Raw genomic sequence first — 16,245 nt, forward strand, 5'->3', positions numbered from 1 at the left:
GCAAAAGGTTGCGTGCGCAACGATTTTGTGCGGGCGCAAAAAAACCCGCCGAGGCGGGTTTCCGGGGCCAGCGCGACGCGCTTACTTGCGCACGTTATAGATGCGCATTGCCTGCTGCTTCTGGTTGCCGTCCATCACGCGCAGTACCACCACGCGGGGGTTGAAGCCGTCGGGCAGCGTAAGCTCGCCCAGCGCGTAATCGTAACGGTCGACGTTCAGTGCCGGGCCTTCCGGGGTGATCGTGGCGGCGCGGCCATTGGGGTAGTTGCCCTCGATGGCGAACGTGAGCGTGCCCTGGAAGGGCGCGCCCGACGGTTCTTCGCGCATGACGAGCACCTGGTAGCCGAGTTGGCCGGTGCCGCGCTTGAAACTTGCCGAGCGGATGCCCAGATTGCCGCCGCGCGGGTCGGGCGGCATGGCGTCCTGGAACAGGACCAGTTCCTTGTTCAGCGTGTCGATCCTGGCGCGGGCGTCGGCCAGTTCGGTGGTCAGTTTTTCATGGCCGGCCTTGTTGGCGTCGCGCTGCTGGGTGGCTTCTTCCAGTTGCGTTTGCAGGCGCTGGCGTTCCAGGTTGGACGCGCTCAGATCCGTGTGCAGGGACTCGGATTGCTCAACCGTCAGGCGTTGCGGACCGTAATTGGTTTGCAGAAAGAGCACGCCGCCCGCACCCAGGGCAATTCCCACCAGAAGCAGGACAAGCCAGCGCGGCAGGCGCCGCGTACGTTGACCGGGTTGGTATACGGAGGGCTTGAACACGGCCCGTTGCGATCTTCCAAACATCCCCATTCCTAGAAAACTTCCTGTGTGTGTGCTTGTCCGCCGCGAGTGTGTCCGCGCGCGCCAAAGCGTCAGAGAATACCCCGTTAGCCAGGGTGCTTGGGTGCGCGGAAAATCCTGGTTGCGCACCTTGATATTGTGAAATATGTGAGCGTCAGCGTGCCGCTGCGAGAAGCTCCGCGTCCAGGTCGGCAAGCCGTTGCGGCGTGCCGACATCGGTCCATCGGCCATCATGGTGCGCGCCGCGCGCCAAGTTACGGCCCATTGCTTGCCGAAGCAAGGGCGCCAGGGGCGCCGCCGTGCCGCGTTGGACATCCGCGAACAACGAGGGATGGTAGACGCCGATGCCTGCATAGGTCAAACGCGGGGCACCGTCGGCATGCAGGCCGCCGTCCGGCGACAGCCGGAAATCGCCGGCGGGGTGCTGGACGGGGTTGTCCACCATCAGCAGCCAGGCGCCGCCCTCGGGCACGTTGGTCGCCCGGGCCGGGGCAAGCGCGGGATTCCAGTCGCACCAGACGTCGCCGTTCATGACCAGGAACGGTGCGTCGCCCAGCAGGGGCAACGCCTGCGCGATGCCGCCGGCGGTTTCCAGCGCGGTGCCTTCGGCGGAATAGCGGATCCGCACGCCGAACCCGCTGCCGTCGCCCAGCGCGCGTTCGATCTCGTGGCCCAGCCAGGCGTGGTTGATGACGACGTCCTGGAACCCGGCCGCGGCCAGCCGTTCCAGGTGCCAGACGATCAGGGGCTTGCCGCCCACCGCCAGCAAGGGCTTGGGCAGGTGGTCGGTCAAGGGGCGCATGCGTTCGCCGCGACCCGCGGCAAGAATCATGGCCCGCATCAGAACGTGTACCCGACGCGAACCTGGCGGTCGTCCAGCTTGTCCAGCAGGCGCAGCAAGGGCGTGAAGACGCCGTAGCGCTGGGCCACCTGGCGCACGTAAGCGTTCACGCGCGGCATGTGCGCCAGGTAATGCGTTTTGCCGTCGCGGTGGTTGAGGCGGGCGAACACGCCCAGGATGCGCAGGTTGCGCTGCAAGCCCATCCATTCGTAGGCGCGGTGGAAGTCCGCGAAGTCGGCATCGACGGGCAAGCCCGCGGCGCGCGCCATTTCCCAATAGCGGATGGCCCAGTCCAATTGCTGTGGCTCTTCCCAGGTGGTGCGGGCATCGGTCACCAATGAGGCCAGGTCATAGGTAATGGGGCCGGCCAGCGCGTCCTGGAAATCGATGACGCCCGGATTGGGGCCATATTGCGGCTGGTCGCAGACCATCAGGTTGGGGGAATGGAAGTCGCGGTGCACCAGCACTTGCGCCTGCCCGCCATTGCTGGCCGACAGCAGGGCGAAGATCTTTTCCAGGGCGTTCGCGGTCTTGTCGTCCAGCGCCACGCCGTGGTGCTTGTTCACGTACCACTCGGGAAAGAGGGTGAGCTCGTCGGCCAGGCGGGGCGTGTCGTAGGTGGCCAGGCCGGTGGTGGCTGCTTGTTGCAGGCGGACCAGCGCGGCCAGCGCTTCGCGGTACATCGTTTGAAGCTGGCTGTCGGACAGGCCGGCCTGGATACGCTGGTAGTAGGTCTGCTTGCCCAGGTCGGACAGCAGCAGCAGGCCCTGGTCAAGATCCTGTGCCAGCACCTGGGGCACGTTCAGGCCGGCGTCGGCCAGCAACTGGCCCACGTGCAGGAAGGGACGGCAATCTTCGTGGGCCGGGGGCGCGTCCATGACAATCAGGGTGCGCTCGCCGGCGTCCAGCCTGAAGTAGCGACGGAAACTGGCGTCGGCGGAGGCCGGGCGCAGCGAGTCCACGGCCAGGTTCAAGGCGGCGGGCAGGCTCTCCAGCCAGTTGCGGATCTGCGCCAGGCGGGGGTCGTGATCGTTTTTCAAGGATGATCCGTGTCAGAAGGGCAATATTGCTGAAATTTGCGTTCGGCGCACATAAGGCTGGGCGTATGGCGCGGCTTCTCTATAATACCGGCTCGATTCCACCAGCATCGGCGGTTCTTTGTCGTCGGTGCCAGGCATTTCCATCGTCAAAAAGGGCTGTTTTCACTCGTGCGCAAGGTTCGGTGGTTGATCCTCTCTGCTGTCAGCGTCGCCGCCGGAGCCGTCCAGGCTCAAGGTAGCCAAGGTTCGACTCCCGCTGCACCCTCGGCAAGCTCGGCAACCGCCACCCCCGCGGCTCCCGTGTTGCGCACGTCGCCCGGTTTGCGGATGCATCGCCTGCCGGACGACAACATTCCCGCGTATCTGGAAGCGGACAGCATCGAAGGCGACCCGGAGTCCGACCTGACCCTGAGCGGCAGCGCGCAAGTGCGCCGCATCGACGGGATCATCAAGGGCGACCGCATCAACTATCGCAAGGACACGGGCGAAGTCGACGTCCAGGGCAGCGCGCGCATGATGCGCGACGGCACCCTGGTGACCGGCCCTAACGCGAAGTTCAACGTCGACAAGTATTCAGGCGAAGTCGAACAGCCCAATTTCTGGATGGGCGCCACCGGCGGCTTTGCCGTGGCCGAACACGCCGACATCTTCAGCAAGTCGCAGATGCGGCTGCATACGGTCACGTACAGCGGCTGCTCTTGCGAAACGCCGTCCTGGTACATCAAGGCCAAAACCGTCGACATCGATTTCGACGAAAACGAAGGCGTGGCGCGCAACGGCGTGCTGTATTTCAAGGACGTGCCGATCCTGGCGTCGCCCTACATGACCTTCCCGGTCAAGAAAGAGCGCAAGTCGGGCTTCTTGATGCCGACCTACGGCACCACCAGCCAGGGCGGCTTTGACTTTTCGCTGCCGTATTACCTGAACCTGGCCCCCAATTACGACCTGACGCTCCAGCCGCGCTATTTCTCCAAGCGCGGCATGCAGTTGGGTGGCGAATTCCGCTATCTGGGTTCGTCCTATGTCGGCACCATCGACGGCACTTACCTGCCCAACGACAACGTCACCAGCGAAGACCGCTGGATGTACTGGTGGCGCCATCAGCAGACGTTTTCGCATGGCTTCTACGCCGACTGGGATCTTGCCAAGGTATCGGACGACAACTACTTCCGCGACATCTCGCAGTTGGGCCTGAACCAGGCGTCAACCACCTATCTGCCGCAGCGCGGCCGCGTGGGCTGGGCGTCCAACTACTGGAGCGCGTACGCCCAGGTCTACAAGTACCAGACGCTGCAGGATCCGGACGCACCGCTGGTGCCGCCGTATGACAAGGAACCCGAGCTCTACCTGCGTGGCGCGCGCTACGACTGGGGTGGCTTCGATGTGGATTGGACGTCGACCGCCGTGCGTTTCCGCCGGCCTGATTTCGGCTCCTCGGTGCGTTACCCCGATGGCGACCGCCTGCAGTCCTACCCGACGGTGTCCTATCCGATCGTGCGGCCGGGCTGGTTCATCATCCCGAAGGCGGGCGTGAATTACACCCAGTACCAGACCAAATGGTATGGCGAGGACGCGCTTGGCTTGAACGGCGGCTCGGCCGACGGCCTGCCGCGCTCGCAGTCGCGCACCGTGCCCATCATGTCGCTGGACGCCGGCTTGATTTTCGAGCGCGACACGACCTTGTTCGGCAAGGCCTCCACGCAAACGCTCGAACCGCGCCTGTACTACCTGCGCGTGCCGTATCGCGACCAGTCCAAGATGCCGGTCTTCGATACGTCGTTGGCGGATTTCAGCTTTTCGCAGGCGTTTGAAGAGAACATCTACACCGGCGGCTGGGACCGTATTTCCAACGCCAACCAGCTGACCGCCGCGCTGACCTCGCGCTGGCTGGATGCCAACACGGGCTTCGAGCGCATGTCGCTGGCCGTGGCGCAGCGCCTGTACTTTGAAGACCAAAAGGTCACGCTGCCCGGCGAGACGCCGCGTGAAAACGTCCGTTCCGACTTCCTCGTGGGCGCCAGCGCGGCACTGACCGACACGCTCAGCACCGACGTGGCGGCGCAGTACAACCCTTACGACAACCAGTGGTCGCGTGGCTTGGTCAGCGCCCGCTGGTCGCCGCAGCGCCTGACCACGGTGGCGGTGTCGTATCGTTATCAGCGTGACCCGCAAACGGGTGTCCAATACCAGCCCCAGGGCCAGAACCAGGTCAGCCTGGCGGTCCAATGGCCGTTCAGCAAGCGCTGGTACGGTGTGGGCCGGGTGGACTATTCCTTGCGCTCCGGGCCGTCCAGCACGGTCGCCAATACGACGGAATCTCCCCGCGTGACGCAGGCCATCGCCGGCCTGGAGTACAAGGGTGATTGCTGCTGGGTGGGCCGCGTGGTCTACCAGCGCTATGCCGTATCGGCAACGGACGCCAACTCCGCGGTGTTCTTCCAGCTTGAGCTGAGCGGGCTGGGTTCCCTGGGAACTGACCCGATGAACCTGCTGAACAGAAGTATCCCCGGCTACACCAGCATTACACCGCCCGTGCCGGCTGGGACCACATTTGAAAGGTATGAATGATGCGTAGGTTGCACTCTTTGCGCCGCCTGTCCGGCAGTGCGCTGTTGTTGGCCCTTTGCGCCGGTCTGTCCGCCGCACCCGTGGCCGCGCAGACAGGCCGGGCCGCGAACAACGGCGCCAAGGCCGCGCCCGCCGCTCAGCAGAACGCGCCGCAGGGCGAGCAGTTCGTGGATGGCATTGCCGCGGTGGTCGACAAGGACGTGATCACGCTGCGCGAATTGCGCGAGGCGTCGACCCGCATTTCGTCCGAACTTAAGGGGCGTGGCATCCAGGTGCCCGACGACCAGACCCTGCAGCATCAAGTGCTGCAGCGCCTGATCATGGAGCGCGTGCAGCGCCACGAAGCCGACCGCCTGGGCATACGCGTGGACGACGCGCAAGTCGATCAGGCCATCCAGACCATCGCCGGCCGCAACAAGATCAGCGTGGCGCAATTGCGTGCCGAAATCGAAAAATCGGGCACGACGTGGGATAGCTACCGCAAGTCGCTGCGCGACGAGATCCGTACGGACCGCCTGCGCCAACGCGCGGTGGATTCCACGATCGTCATCTCGGACAACGAAGTCGACGCTTTCCTGAAAGACCAGCGCCGCAACCCGGCTTTTGGCGCCGCGCCCCAGCAGCCCCAACCGCAGGCGCGGCCCGAACCCACGCCCGAGCAAGCCGCGGTGCCTTCGGGTCCGATGCTCTACGCGTTGGCGCAGATTCTGGTGCGCGTGCCGGAAGGCTCGTCGCCCGAACAGTTGGCGGTGCTGCGCAAGAAGGCCGAAGGCCTGCTGGCCCGCGCCAAGCGTGGCGACGACTTCGCCAGCCTGGCGGCTGCCGCGTCTGACGGCCCGGAGGCGTTGCAAGGCGGCGTCATGGGCGTGCGCCCGCTGGATGGCTGGCCCGACCTGTTCGTCAAGGCCATCAGCGATCTGCAAAAGGGCCAGGTCAGCAACCTGATCCAGAGCGGCAACGGTTTCCACATCATCAAGGTGATGGACCGTGGCACGGCCCAGCCGGCCCCGGGCCGCACCGCGCGCGCGCCGGCTCCCACGCCCGCGCCGCAGCCGGCCGCGCGTCCGCAAGCTGCCGCGCAGCAAGGCCCCACCGAAGTGATGCAGACCCGCGCGCGTCACATCCTGATCAAGACCTCCACCGTCATGAGCGACGAAGCCGCGCGCCAGCGCCTGGAACAGGTGCGTCAGCGCCTGGTGTCGGGCACCGCCAAGTTCGAAGACATGGCGCGTCAGTACTCGCAGGATTCGACCGCGCCGCAGGGCGGCGAGCTGGGATGGCTGAACCCGGGTGAAACCGTGCCGCCGTTCGAAGCCGCCATGAACGCCCTGAAGCCGGGCGAGATCAGCCAGCCGGTCCAGTCGCCTTTCGGTTGGCACTTGATCCAGGTTGAAGAACGCCGCCAGCATGACGCTACCGACGACATGGCCCGCATGAAGGCGCGCCAGACCTTGTTCGAGCGCCGCGCACAACCGGCTTTTGAAGATTGGCTCGAGCAGTTGCGCGCTCAGGCCTATATCGACAACCGGCTTGAAAAGCAGCAAAAGATCCAGCAGAACAACCGCTAAACGCATTACAGGCTTTTCATGTCTCAACACCAGGCGCGCAAGCGCTTCGGCCAGAACTTCCTGACCGACGAAAGCGTCGTCGAGTCCATCGTCCGGGCGGTTGCACCCGCCCGTGACGATGCCGTGGTCGAGATCGGCCCAGGTTTGTCTGCGCTTACCCGGCCGCTGCTTGAGCGTCTGGACCACCTCACCGCCGTTGAAATCGACCGCGACCTGGCCGCGCGCCTGCGCAAGCAGTTCGAGGCGTCTCGCCTGACCGTGGTCGAGGCTGATGCGCTGACGGTGGATTTTTCGCAGTTCGGCAGCGCGCTGCGTGTCGTGGGCAACCTGCCCTACAACATTTCCAGCCCGCTGCTGTTTCATCTGATGACCTGGGCCGACCACATCCGCGACCAGCATTTCATGCTGCAACGCGAAGTGATCGACCGCATGGTGGCGACACCGGGTTCGGGGGATTTCAGCCGTCTGTCGGTGATGCTGCAATCGCGCTACCGCATGCACAAACTGTTTGATGTGCCGCCCGAAGCCTTCGACCCGCCGCCCAAGGTGGTGTCCGCGATCGTGCGCATGGTGCCCTTGCCGGCAGACCGCCTGCAACCGGTCAGCGTCCGCGCCTTTGAAACGGTGGTGGCCCGCGCGTTCTCGCAGCGCCGCAAAATGCTGCGCCGGGTGCTGGCCGACTGGGCACCGCAAGTCCCCTGGGAAGCCCTGGACATCGCCCCCACCTCCCGCGCCGAAGATATTTCGGTCGACCGCTACATCCGCCTGTCAGACGCATTGGTCAAGGCCGGCCTGCTCTCGTAGGATGGGTGCAGCGCGCAGATCACGTCAATATTGAACAGACGCCAAACGCGCGAAACCCATCAAACGAAGGCGGAATTAAAGCGGAATCAGCCACATAGTCAGCGCTGGATTTCGAACCAGGTTCAGCCACACCGCCAACGCCGCCCGATGGGTTACGCGCGTTCGGCATTGTTTCCCTTCTTCCCGCCTTCCCGCGCTTCACCCATCCTACGATCCAACCACCAAACGTGGCCCATGTAGGATGGGTGCAGCGCGAAGATCACGTCAATATTAAGCAGACGCCAAACGCGCGAAACCCATCAAACGAAGGCGAAATTAAATCCAGAATCCGCCACATAGTTCAACTCCGAGCCACCAAACGTGGCCCATGTAGGATGGGTGCAGCGCGAAGATCACGTCAATATTAAACAGGCGCCAAACGCGCGAAACCCATCAAACGACGGCGGAATTAAATCCAGAATCCGCCACATAGTTCAACTCCGAGTCACGAAACGTCGCCCATGTAGGATGGGTGCAGCGCGAAGATCACGTCAATATTTAAGCAGACGCCAAACGCGCGAAACCCATCAAACGAAGGCGGAATTAAATCCAGAATCCGCCACATAGTTCAGCGCCAAGCCACCAAACGTTGCCCATGTAGGATGGGTGCAGCGCGAAGATCACGTCAATATTAAGCAGACGCCAAACGCGCGAAACCCATCAAACGAAGGCGAAATTAAATCCAGAATCCGCCACATAGTTCAGCGCCAAGCCACCAAACGTTGCCCATGTAGGATGGGTGCAGCGCGAAGATCACGTCAATATTAAGCAGACGCCAAACGCGCGAAACCCATCAGACGAAGGCGGAATTAAATCCAGAATCCGCGACATAATTCAGCGCCGAGCCACGAAACGTGGCCCATGTAGGATGGGTGCAGCGCGAAGATCACGTCAATATTAAGCAGACGCCAAACGCGCGAAACCCATCAAACGAAGGCGGAATTAAATCCAGAATCCGCCACATAGTTCAACTCCGAGCCACGAAACGTGGCCCATGTAGGATGGGTGCAGCGCGAAGATCACGTCAATATTGAACAGACGCCAAACGCGCGAAACCCATCAAACGAAGGCGGAATTAAATCCAGAATCAGCCACATAGTCAGCGCCGAGCCACAAAACGTGACCTATGTCGGATGGCTACGCGCCATACACATCATCTTGATGATGCCGGCCTTCCCGCGCTTCATCGCTCACAGCATCCGCTTCTGCGCCGCCATCCATAGCTGCATGACATCTCTTGCCCGTTCCGTAAGCAGCTTCTCCGCATCCCCCAGCGCTTGCTGCAAGGTGATGGGGCCGGGCGCCAGGCTGAAGGCGGCGGTGATGCCGCCGGCGTGCAGCGCTTCGTAGCCGTCGCCTAGCGATCCCGCCAACGCCACGACCGGCACGCCAGCCTGCTGCGCGATTTTCGCAACGCCGGCTGGTGTTTTGCCGCGCAGGGTTTGGGCGTCCATGCGGCCTTCGCCGGTGAACACCAGCGTGGCGCCTTCAATCGCTTCGGCCAGGCGGCCCAACTCCGCCACGATCTCCACGCCCGGCCGAAAGTGCGCCTGCAGGAACGCCTTGGCGGCGAACCCCAAGCCGCCCGCCGCGCCCGCGCCGGCGTCGTTGCGATGATCCACGCCCAGATGCCGCGCGCAGACATCGGCGAAATTCGACAGCATCTGGTCCAACGCCAACACCTGTTCCGGCGTGGCGCCTTTCTGCGGCCCGAACACATGCGAGGCGCCCTGTGGCCCACACAGCGGGTTGTCCACATCCGAGGCGATATCAATACGGATCTTGGCCAGGCGCGGGTCCATCCCGCGCGTGTCGATGCTGGCCACCTTGCCCAGCGCGCCGCCGCCGGGCGGCAGGCTGTTGCCGGCGGCATCCATCAAGCGCACGCCCAGCGCCGTCAGCATGCCGGCGCCCGCGTCGTTCGTAGCCGAACCGCCCAGCCCCAGAATGATGCGCGTGGCGCCCGCGTTGACGGCGGCCAGCATCAGCTCGCCCACGCCGTGACTGCTGGCGCGCATCGGGTCGCGCTTGGATGGCGAGATCAGTTCAAGCCCCGCGGCGGCCGCCATTTCAATCACGGCGGTGCCGTCTTCCAACAAACCCCAGACGGCATCGACCTTGTAGCCCAGCGCATCGTTCACCGTAAGCTGCCGGGCCTTCCCGCCGGTTGCGGCCAGCACGGCTTCAACCGTGCCTTCGCCGCCATCGGCCATGGGAATGCAGACGGTGTGGGCGCCTGGGCAGGCGGCTTTCACGCCGCGCGCAATGGCCGCCGCCGCGTCAGGCGCGGAAACGCTTTCTTTGAAAGAGTCGGGAGCAATGACGATTTTCACGGTGTCGGAGGGGCTGGTTATGGGTCGGAGTGCTGACCATGATACCCGTGCCGACGCAGGCGGCGTACCATAGCGCTTTCGTTGTTTTTGCGAGAGTGGACCGTCATGCCTGTATTGCGCCGCACCAAAATTGTTGCCACCCTGGGGCCTTCGACGTCGACGCCCGAACGCATTGAAGCGCTGATCCGCGCGGGCCTGGATGTGGCCCGTTTGAACTTCTCGCATGGCAGCGCGGACGACCACCGCGCCCGCGCACAATTGGTGCGCGACATCGCCGCCCAGCAAGGACGCTTTGTCGCCATCATGGGCGATCTTCAAGGCCCGAAGATCCGCATCGCGCGGTTCACCGACAAGCTGGTGCAGTTGCAAGTCGGCCAGCCGTTCACGCTGTCGCGCGTGCATCCGAAGGATGCCGGAACCGCCAGCATCGTCGGCATCGACTACCCCGAACTGGTCACCGATTGCCGCGTGGGCGACGAACTCTTGCTGGACGATGGCCGCGTCGTGCTGCTGGTGGACCGCGTTGAAGGCGACGAAGTCCACACCACGGTGACGGTAGGCGGCCCCTTGTCGAACAACAAGGGCATCAACCGCCGTGGCGGCGGTTTGTCCGCCCCCAGCCTGACCGACAAGGACCGCGTCGACATCAAGCTGGCCGCCGAGATGGAACTTGATTACGTGGCGGTGTCGTTCCCGCGCTATGGCAGCGACATCGACGAAGCCCGCGCCTTGCTGGCCGAAGCCGGCAGTCAGGCCTGGATCATTGCCAAGATCGAACGCGCCGAGGCCGTGGCCGACGACGAAGCGCTGGACTCGCTGATCCGCGCCAGCGATGGCGTGATGGTGGCGCGCGGCGACCTGGGCGTGGAAGTGGGCGACGCGGAATTGGTGGGCATTCAGAAGCGCATCATCCAGCACGCGCGCACGCTGAACAAAGTGGTCATCACCGCGACGCAGATGATGGAATCCATGATTTCCAGCCCCATGCCCACGCGCGCCGAAGTGTCGGACGTGGCCAACGCGGTGCTGGATTACACCGACGCCGTGATGCTGTCGGCCGAAAGCGCATCGGGCCAATATCCCGTTGAAACCGTGCAAGCCATGGCGCGCGTTTGCCTGGGCGCGGAAAAACATCCCACGTCCACCGTGTCGCACCACCGCATGGGCGAAACTTTCACGCGCTGCGATGAAACCATCGCGCTGGCGGCCATGTACGCGGCCAATCATTTCCCCGGCGTGAAGGCCATCATTGCGTTGACCGAAAGCGGGCACACCCCGCTGATCATGTCGCGCATCCGCTCGGGCGTGCCGATCTACTGCTACAGCCCGCACAGCCTGACGCAGAACCGCGTGGCGATGTTCCGTGGTGTCTACACGATTCCGTTCGCGCCGTCGGACTACGAACCGGCCGAACTCAGCGAGGCCGCCATTGAAGAACTGCGCAAGCGCAACCTGGTCAAGACGGGCGACTGGGTCATTCTGACCAAGGGCGACTTCTACCGCGACAGCGGTGGCACCAACGGCATGAAGATCCTGATGGTGGATTGACGCGAAGGCCCGGCGGGGCGCTTGCCATGCAGCAAGCCCCGCCCACAGCCCTTAGCCGAAGAACCAGTAGCACACGCCGATGGCGGCCAACACACCGGCCGCATCGGCCACCAGCGCGCACCCCACCGCGTGGCGCGCGCGCACGATTCCCACCGACCCGAAGTACACCGCCAGCACGTAGAAGGTGGTTTCGGTGCTGCCCTGCATCACGGCGGACAGCAGGGCGGGAAAGCTGTCCACGCCGTAGTGCGTCATGGTCTCAAGCATCATCGCGCGGGCCGCGCTGCCCGAGAACGGCTTGACCAGCGCGGTGGGCAGGGCGTCGACAAAGCGCGTGTCCCAACCCACCTGCAGTGCCAACCAACGGATGCCGTCCAGCGCCAGATCCAGCGCGCCCGATGCGCGCAGCACGCCCACGGCGCACAGCATGGCCACCAGGTACGGCAGCAGGCTCTTGGCAATGTCGAACCCTTCCTTGGCGCCGTCGATGAAGGCTTCGTACACCGGCACCTTTTTCCACGCGCCCACGACCAGGAACGCCAGCAGGATGCCGAACAGCGCCAGGTTGCCCATGAGCGACGACAGCGACGCAATCGCCGCCGCTGACATGCTGGCCAACAGCGCCATGAAGCCGCCCAACACCAGCGCCGCGCCACCCAGCCAAAGCATCACGATGGGGTCGGTTAAGCGCAGGCGCTGACACGCGGCCACGGCCAGGAAGCCGGCCAGCGTCGATGCGCTGGTCGCCAGCAGAATGGGCAGGAACACCAGGGTGGGGTCGGCCGCGCCCTGTTGCGCGCGGAACATGAACAGGGTGACGGGCAGCAGCGTCAGCGACGATGCATTCAACACCAGGAACAGAATCTGCGCGTTGCTGGCGGTTTCCGGCGTGGGGTTCAGCGATTGCAGCTCGCGCATGGCGCGCAGGCCGATCGGCGTGGCGGCGTTGTCCAGCCCCAGGCCGTTGGCGGCGAAGTTCAGGGTGATCAGGCCGATAGCCGGATGGTTGCGCGGTACCTCGGGCATCAAGCGGGCAAACAGCGGACCCAGCAGGTGCGCCAATTTTTCCACCAGGCCGGCGCGTTCGGCAATACGCAAGAAACCCAGCCACAGCGTCAGCGTGCCAAACAGCAGCACCATGACTTCCACCGACACACGCGCCATGTCGAACAGGCTGGCCACCATCAGGCGGAAGACGTCGGGGTCTCCAATGGCCAGCCAGCGGTAGAGCGCGGCGGCGGCGGCGGTCAGGAAGAAGCCCAGCCAGAGTTTGTTCAGCATGCGTGGCGATGCCCGGATAGCGGTTGGTTGCGCACCAGCGCGGGGACGCTCATTGTCGCAGAGTCAGCCCTTGCGAGCTTGGCCGCGCGCCGTCAATTCTGGTACTTTGCATCGACACGCCCTAGGGCCATAACAGTGAGGGACACTCATGGACTTCAATGCCTGGCGCCGTCGCCGCATCTCGGAACCCGCGTACCGCTGGGCGCGCAACGCCTTGCCCGCCATGTCGGCAACCGAACGCGAGGCCATCGAGGCCGGAGACTCCTGGTGGGACGCCGACCTGTTCACCGGCAACCCCGACTGGCACAAGCTGCTGGACGTGCCCGTCGCCGCGCTCACCCCGCAGGAGCAGGCGTTCATCGACGGCCCCGTGGCGCAGCTATGCGCCATGCTGGACGAATGGGACATCACCTGGAACCGCCGCGACCTGCCTCCGCGCGTGTGGGACTTCCTGAAAGCGCAGCGCTTTTTCGGCATGATCATTCCGCGCCGCTACGGTGGGTTGGGTTTTTCTCCCTATGCGCATTCCGAAGTGGTGCGGCGCATTTCCGCCTATTCGATCACGGCGGGTGTCACGGTCATGGTGCCAAATTCGCTGGGGCCGGGTGAGTTGCTGATGCAATTCGGCACGCCCGCGCAGCGCGATTACTGGCTGCCGCGCCTGGCCGACGGCCGCGAAGTGCCGTGCTTTGGCCTGACCAGCCCCGAAGCGGGCTCGGACGCCGCGTCCATGGTGGATACCGGCGTGGTGTGCCGCCAGGTGGTGGATGGCCAAGAACTCATCGGCATCCGTCTTAATTGGCACAAGCGCTACATCACCTTGGGGCCGGTGGCCACGGTGCTGGGGCTGGCGTTCAAGATGACGGACCCCGACGGCATTCTGGGCGGCCCTGAGGACATCGGTATCTCGGTGGCGCTGGTGCCCACCGAGGCGCCGGGCGTGGAGATCGGGCGGCGCCATCTGCCGGCGATGCAAGTGTTTCAGAACGGCCCCAACCAGGGCCACGACGTGTTCGTGCCCCTGGACGCGCTGATTGGCGGCGAGGCGCGTGCCGGTCAGGGCTGGCAGATGCTGATGAGCGCGTTGGCGGCTGGGCGTGGCATTTCGCTGCCGTCGCTGTCGGCCGCGGCGGCCGTCATGTGCGCCCACACCACGGGCATGTACGCGCGGGTGCGCGAGCAGTTCGGCATTCCTATCGGCAAGTTCGAAGGCGTGCAGGAACAACTGGCCCGCCTGGCGGGCAACGCCTATCTGGCTGAGGCCGCGCGGCGCCTGACCTGCGCCGCGCTGAACCAGGACGTGAAGCCCGCGGTCGTGTCGGGCATCATGAAATATCACGCCACCGAATGCATGCGCGAATCAGTCAATGCCGCGATGGACGTGCACGCCGGGCGCGCCGTCATGGACGGGCCCAGCAACTACCTGGGCGCGCTGTATCGCGCAGTGCCCATTGCGATTACGGTCGAAGGCGCCAACATCCTGACGCGCAACCTGATCATTTTCGGGCAGGGCGCCATCCGCGCGCATCCGTATCTGATGCCGGAAATGATGGCGCTGGCCAACCCCGACGAAGAACGCGGCATCGACGTATTTCATGATGTGTTCTGGCGCCACTTGCGGCACGCCGGCAAGAACGCGCTGCGCGCGATCGGCCGCGCTTGGACGGGCGGCTTGCTGGCGCCGTCGCCAGTGTCCGGCCCCACGGCGAGCCACTATCGGCGGCTGGGGCGCTATGCGTCGGGCTTCGCGTTGCTGGCCGACGCCACCTTGGCGCAGCTGGGCGGCGGGCTGAAGCGGCGCGAAATGATCTCGGCGCGCCTGGGCGACGTGCTGTCGCAGCTATATCTGCTGTCGGCGGTGCTCAAGCGCTGGGAAGACGAAGGCCGCAAGCACGACGACCTGCCGCTGGTGCATTGGTGCATGGCGCAGGGCTACGCCAGCATCGAAAAAAGTTTGGACGAGGTGCTGCGCAACCTGCCGGGAAGGGTGCTGGCCTGGGGCTTGCGTGCCGCCATCCTGCCGCTGCGCCTGGCGCGTGGCCCGGACGACGCCTTGACGCGCGCCTGCGCCGAGCTCTTGTTGAAGCCGTCGCCCACGCATGCGCGGCTGGCGGCGGACTTGCAACGAGAGCCCGGTAGCGGCACCGGGCCGGAGGCCGGCGTGCTGTTGGGTGGTGGGCGCGCGGGCAGCGACCCCCTGGCGGACCTGACCCGCGCGTTTGCGCTGGTCGAGTCCCTGCAACCCCTGCGCGACCGCCTGCGTCAGTCGAACGTGCGCAATTGGCGCGAGGCGCATCAGCGTGGCGCGGTCACCGACGCGCAGGCCGCGCAGCTGGAAGCGGCCGAGGCCCTGGTGTTGAAGGTCTTGCAGGTGGATGATTTTGCGCCGGAAGCGCTGTCGCCGCAGACGGCACGCACACCCGATGCGGCCACCGGGGCGCATCCCGGAGCGAACCCCGAAGCAAATCCCAAGACGAACCCCGACCCCGAACCGGATGCTTAATCGTCCGCGTTCGGGTCCATGCCGGGGAACAGGATTTCCGTGAAGCCGAACTTCGAGAAATCCTGGATGCGCGACGGGTACAGGCGGCCAATCAAGTGGTCGCATTCATGCTGCACCACGCGGGCGTGGAAGCCTTCGGCTTCGCGCTCGATCAACTGGCCGTACGGGTCGCGGCCGCTATAGCGGATGTGACGATAGCGCGGCACCAGCCCGCGCAGGCCGGGCACCGACAGGCAGCCTTCCCAGCCGTCCTGCATCTCGTCCGAGAGCGGCGTGATGACCGGGTTGCACAGGATGGTCTGCGGCACGGGCGGTGCGTCCGGATAGCGCTCGTTGCGCTCAAAGCCGAAGATCACCACTTGCAGGTCCACGCCGATCTGTGGCGCGGCCAGCCCCACGCCCTGCGCGGCCGCCATGGTTTCAAACATGTCGTCGATCAGGGCGTGCAGTTCGGGCGTGTCGAAGCGTTCCACCGGCGGGGCCACACGCAAGAGGCGCGGGTCGCCCATTTTCAGGATGGGGTGGATCATGGCGGGCTTTCCTGCTTAGTCCTGACGGTCTTTCTTCTGGATGAACTCGATCTTGTAGCCGTCCGGATCTTCCACGAACGCGATCACGGTCTTGCCGTGCTTCATCGGGCCGGCTTCGCGGGTGACCTTGCCGCCGCGTTCCTTGACCTTGTCACAGGCTTCGTAGGCGTTGTCGACTTCCAGCGCGATGTGGCCGTAGCCGTTGCCCAGGTCGTACTTGTCGGTGTCCCAGTTGTGGGTCAGTTCAATGACCGCGCCTTCGGACTCGTCCTGATAGCCCACGAAGGCCAGCGTGAACTTGCCGTCCGGGTAGTCGTTGCGGCGCAGGACGCGCATGCCGAGCACGTTGGTGTAGAAATCGATGGACTTGTCGAGGTTGCCGACTCGCAGCATGGTGTGGAGCATACGCATGG

The 16,245-nt window shown here is 64.7% G+C and carries 12 protein-coding genes; 5 read left to right on the forward strand and 7 right to left on the reverse strand.

Annotation, left to right across the window (positions count from 1 at the left end):
• Positions 1-81 precede the first annotated feature (81 nt).
• The 3 genes from P8T11_RS24100 to P8T11_RS24110 all read right to left on the reverse strand — a co-directional run bounded on the left by P8T11_RS24100 (position 82) and on the right by P8T11_RS24110 (position 2,658).
• Positions 82-780 carry a DUF6776 family protein gene (locus P8T11_RS24100; RefSeq protein ID WP_268079688.1) on the reverse strand — a complete coding sequence of 233 codons (699 nt, stop codon included), beginning with the start codon at positions 778-780 and terminating at the stop codon, positions 82-84.
• Positions 781-931: 151 nt separating this feature from the next.
• Positions 932-1,618 (reverse strand): N-acetylmuramate alpha-1-phosphate uridylyltransferase MurU, encoded by a 687-nt coding sequence (gene murU / locus P8T11_RS24105; protein WP_268079687.1) that lies wholly within the window; start codon positions 1,616-1,618, stop codon positions 932-934.
• A complete protein-coding gene (locus tag P8T11_RS24110) occupies positions 1,618-2,658 on the reverse strand; it encodes an aminoglycoside phosphotransferase family protein (RefSeq protein WP_268079686.1) in 1,041 nt (346 codons plus the stop codon). Before P8T11_RS24110 ends, murU begins: the two co-directional genes overlap by 1 nt.
• 168 nt (positions 2,659-2,826) lie before the next feature.
• Between P8T11_RS24110 and P8T11_RS24115 the strand changes: the two genes are divergently transcribed.
• Genes P8T11_RS24115 through rsmA form a run of 3 tightly spaced genes read left to right on the forward strand, consistent with a single transcriptional unit; the run spans position 2,827 to position 7,598 of the window.
• Positions 2,827-5,226: an LPS-assembly protein LptD gene (locus P8T11_RS24115; protein ID WP_268079685.1), complete on the forward strand. Its 2,400-nt coding sequence runs from the start codon at positions 2,827-2,829 to the stop codon at positions 5,224-5,226.
• On the forward strand, positions 5,223-6,794 hold the full coding sequence (locus P8T11_RS24120; RefSeq protein ID WP_268079684.1) for a peptidylprolyl isomerase: 1,572 nt from the start codon (positions 5,223-5,225) through the stop codon (positions 6,792-6,794). Before P8T11_RS24115 ends, P8T11_RS24120 begins: the two co-directional genes overlap by 4 nt.
• An 18-nt stretch (positions 6,795-6,812) precedes the next feature.
• Entirely contained in the window at positions 6,813-7,598 is a 786-nt protein-coding gene (rsmA, locus tag P8T11_RS24125; RefSeq protein ID WP_268079683.1) for a 16S rRNA (adenine(1518)-N(6)/adenine(1519)-N(6))-dimethyltransferase RsmA, read from the forward strand.
• 1,229 nt (positions 7,599-8,827) lie between these two features.
• On the opposite strand, the gene P8T11_RS24130 is transcribed toward rsmA, so the two are convergent.
• On the reverse strand, positions 8,828-9,970 hold the full coding sequence (locus P8T11_RS24130) for a glycerate kinase (protein WP_268079682.1): 1,143 nt from the start codon (positions 9,968-9,970) through the stop codon (positions 8,828-8,830).
• 105 nt (positions 9,971-10,075) lie between these two features.
• Here P8T11_RS24130 and pyk point away from each other — a divergent pair, with 105 nt between their 5' ends.
• Positions 10,076-11,518, forward strand: a complete 1,443-nt coding sequence (gene pyk / locus P8T11_RS24135; protein WP_268079681.1) for a pyruvate kinase — start codon at positions 10,076-10,078, stop codon at positions 11,516-11,518.
• A gap of 51 nt (positions 11,519-11,569) precedes the next feature.
• Here pyk and P8T11_RS24140 read toward each other — a convergent pair whose 3' ends face one another.
• The gene (locus P8T11_RS24140) at positions 11,570-12,799 is read right to left on the reverse strand and encodes a nucleoside recognition domain-containing protein (protein WP_268079680.1); all 1,230 of its coding nucleotides are present in this window, start codon (positions 12,797-12,799) and stop codon (positions 11,570-11,572) included.
• A 148-nt stretch (positions 12,800-12,947) separates the two neighbouring features.
• On the opposite strand from P8T11_RS24140, the gene P8T11_RS24145 reads away from it, so the two are divergent.
• Positions 12,948-15,302, forward strand: coding sequence for an acyl-CoA dehydrogenase (locus tag P8T11_RS24145; RefSeq protein ID WP_268079679.1), 2,355 nt, complete (start codon positions 12,948-12,950; stop codon positions 15,300-15,302).
• Here the strand turns inward: P8T11_RS24145 and def are convergent.
• Together def and gloA are read right to left on the reverse strand one after the other, a co-directional pair.
• A complete protein-coding gene (gene def / locus P8T11_RS24150; RefSeq protein ID WP_259252438.1) occupies positions 15,299-15,832 on the reverse strand; it encodes a peptide deformylase in 534 nt (177 codons plus the stop codon). The genes P8T11_RS24145 and def overlap by 4 nt on opposite strands.
• A gap of 15 nt (positions 15,833-15,847) precedes the next feature.
• A complete protein-coding gene (gloA, locus tag P8T11_RS24155; protein WP_268079678.1) occupies positions 15,848-16,243 on the reverse strand; it encodes a lactoylglutathione lyase in 396 nt (131 codons plus the stop codon).
• Between the last annotated feature and the right edge of the window lie 2 nt (positions 16,244-16,245).

Source organism: Achromobacter spanius (assembly GCF_029637605.1).
Classification (GTDB): Bacteria; Pseudomonadota; Gammaproteobacteria; order Burkholderiales; family Burkholderiaceae_B; genus Achromobacter; species Achromobacter spanius_E.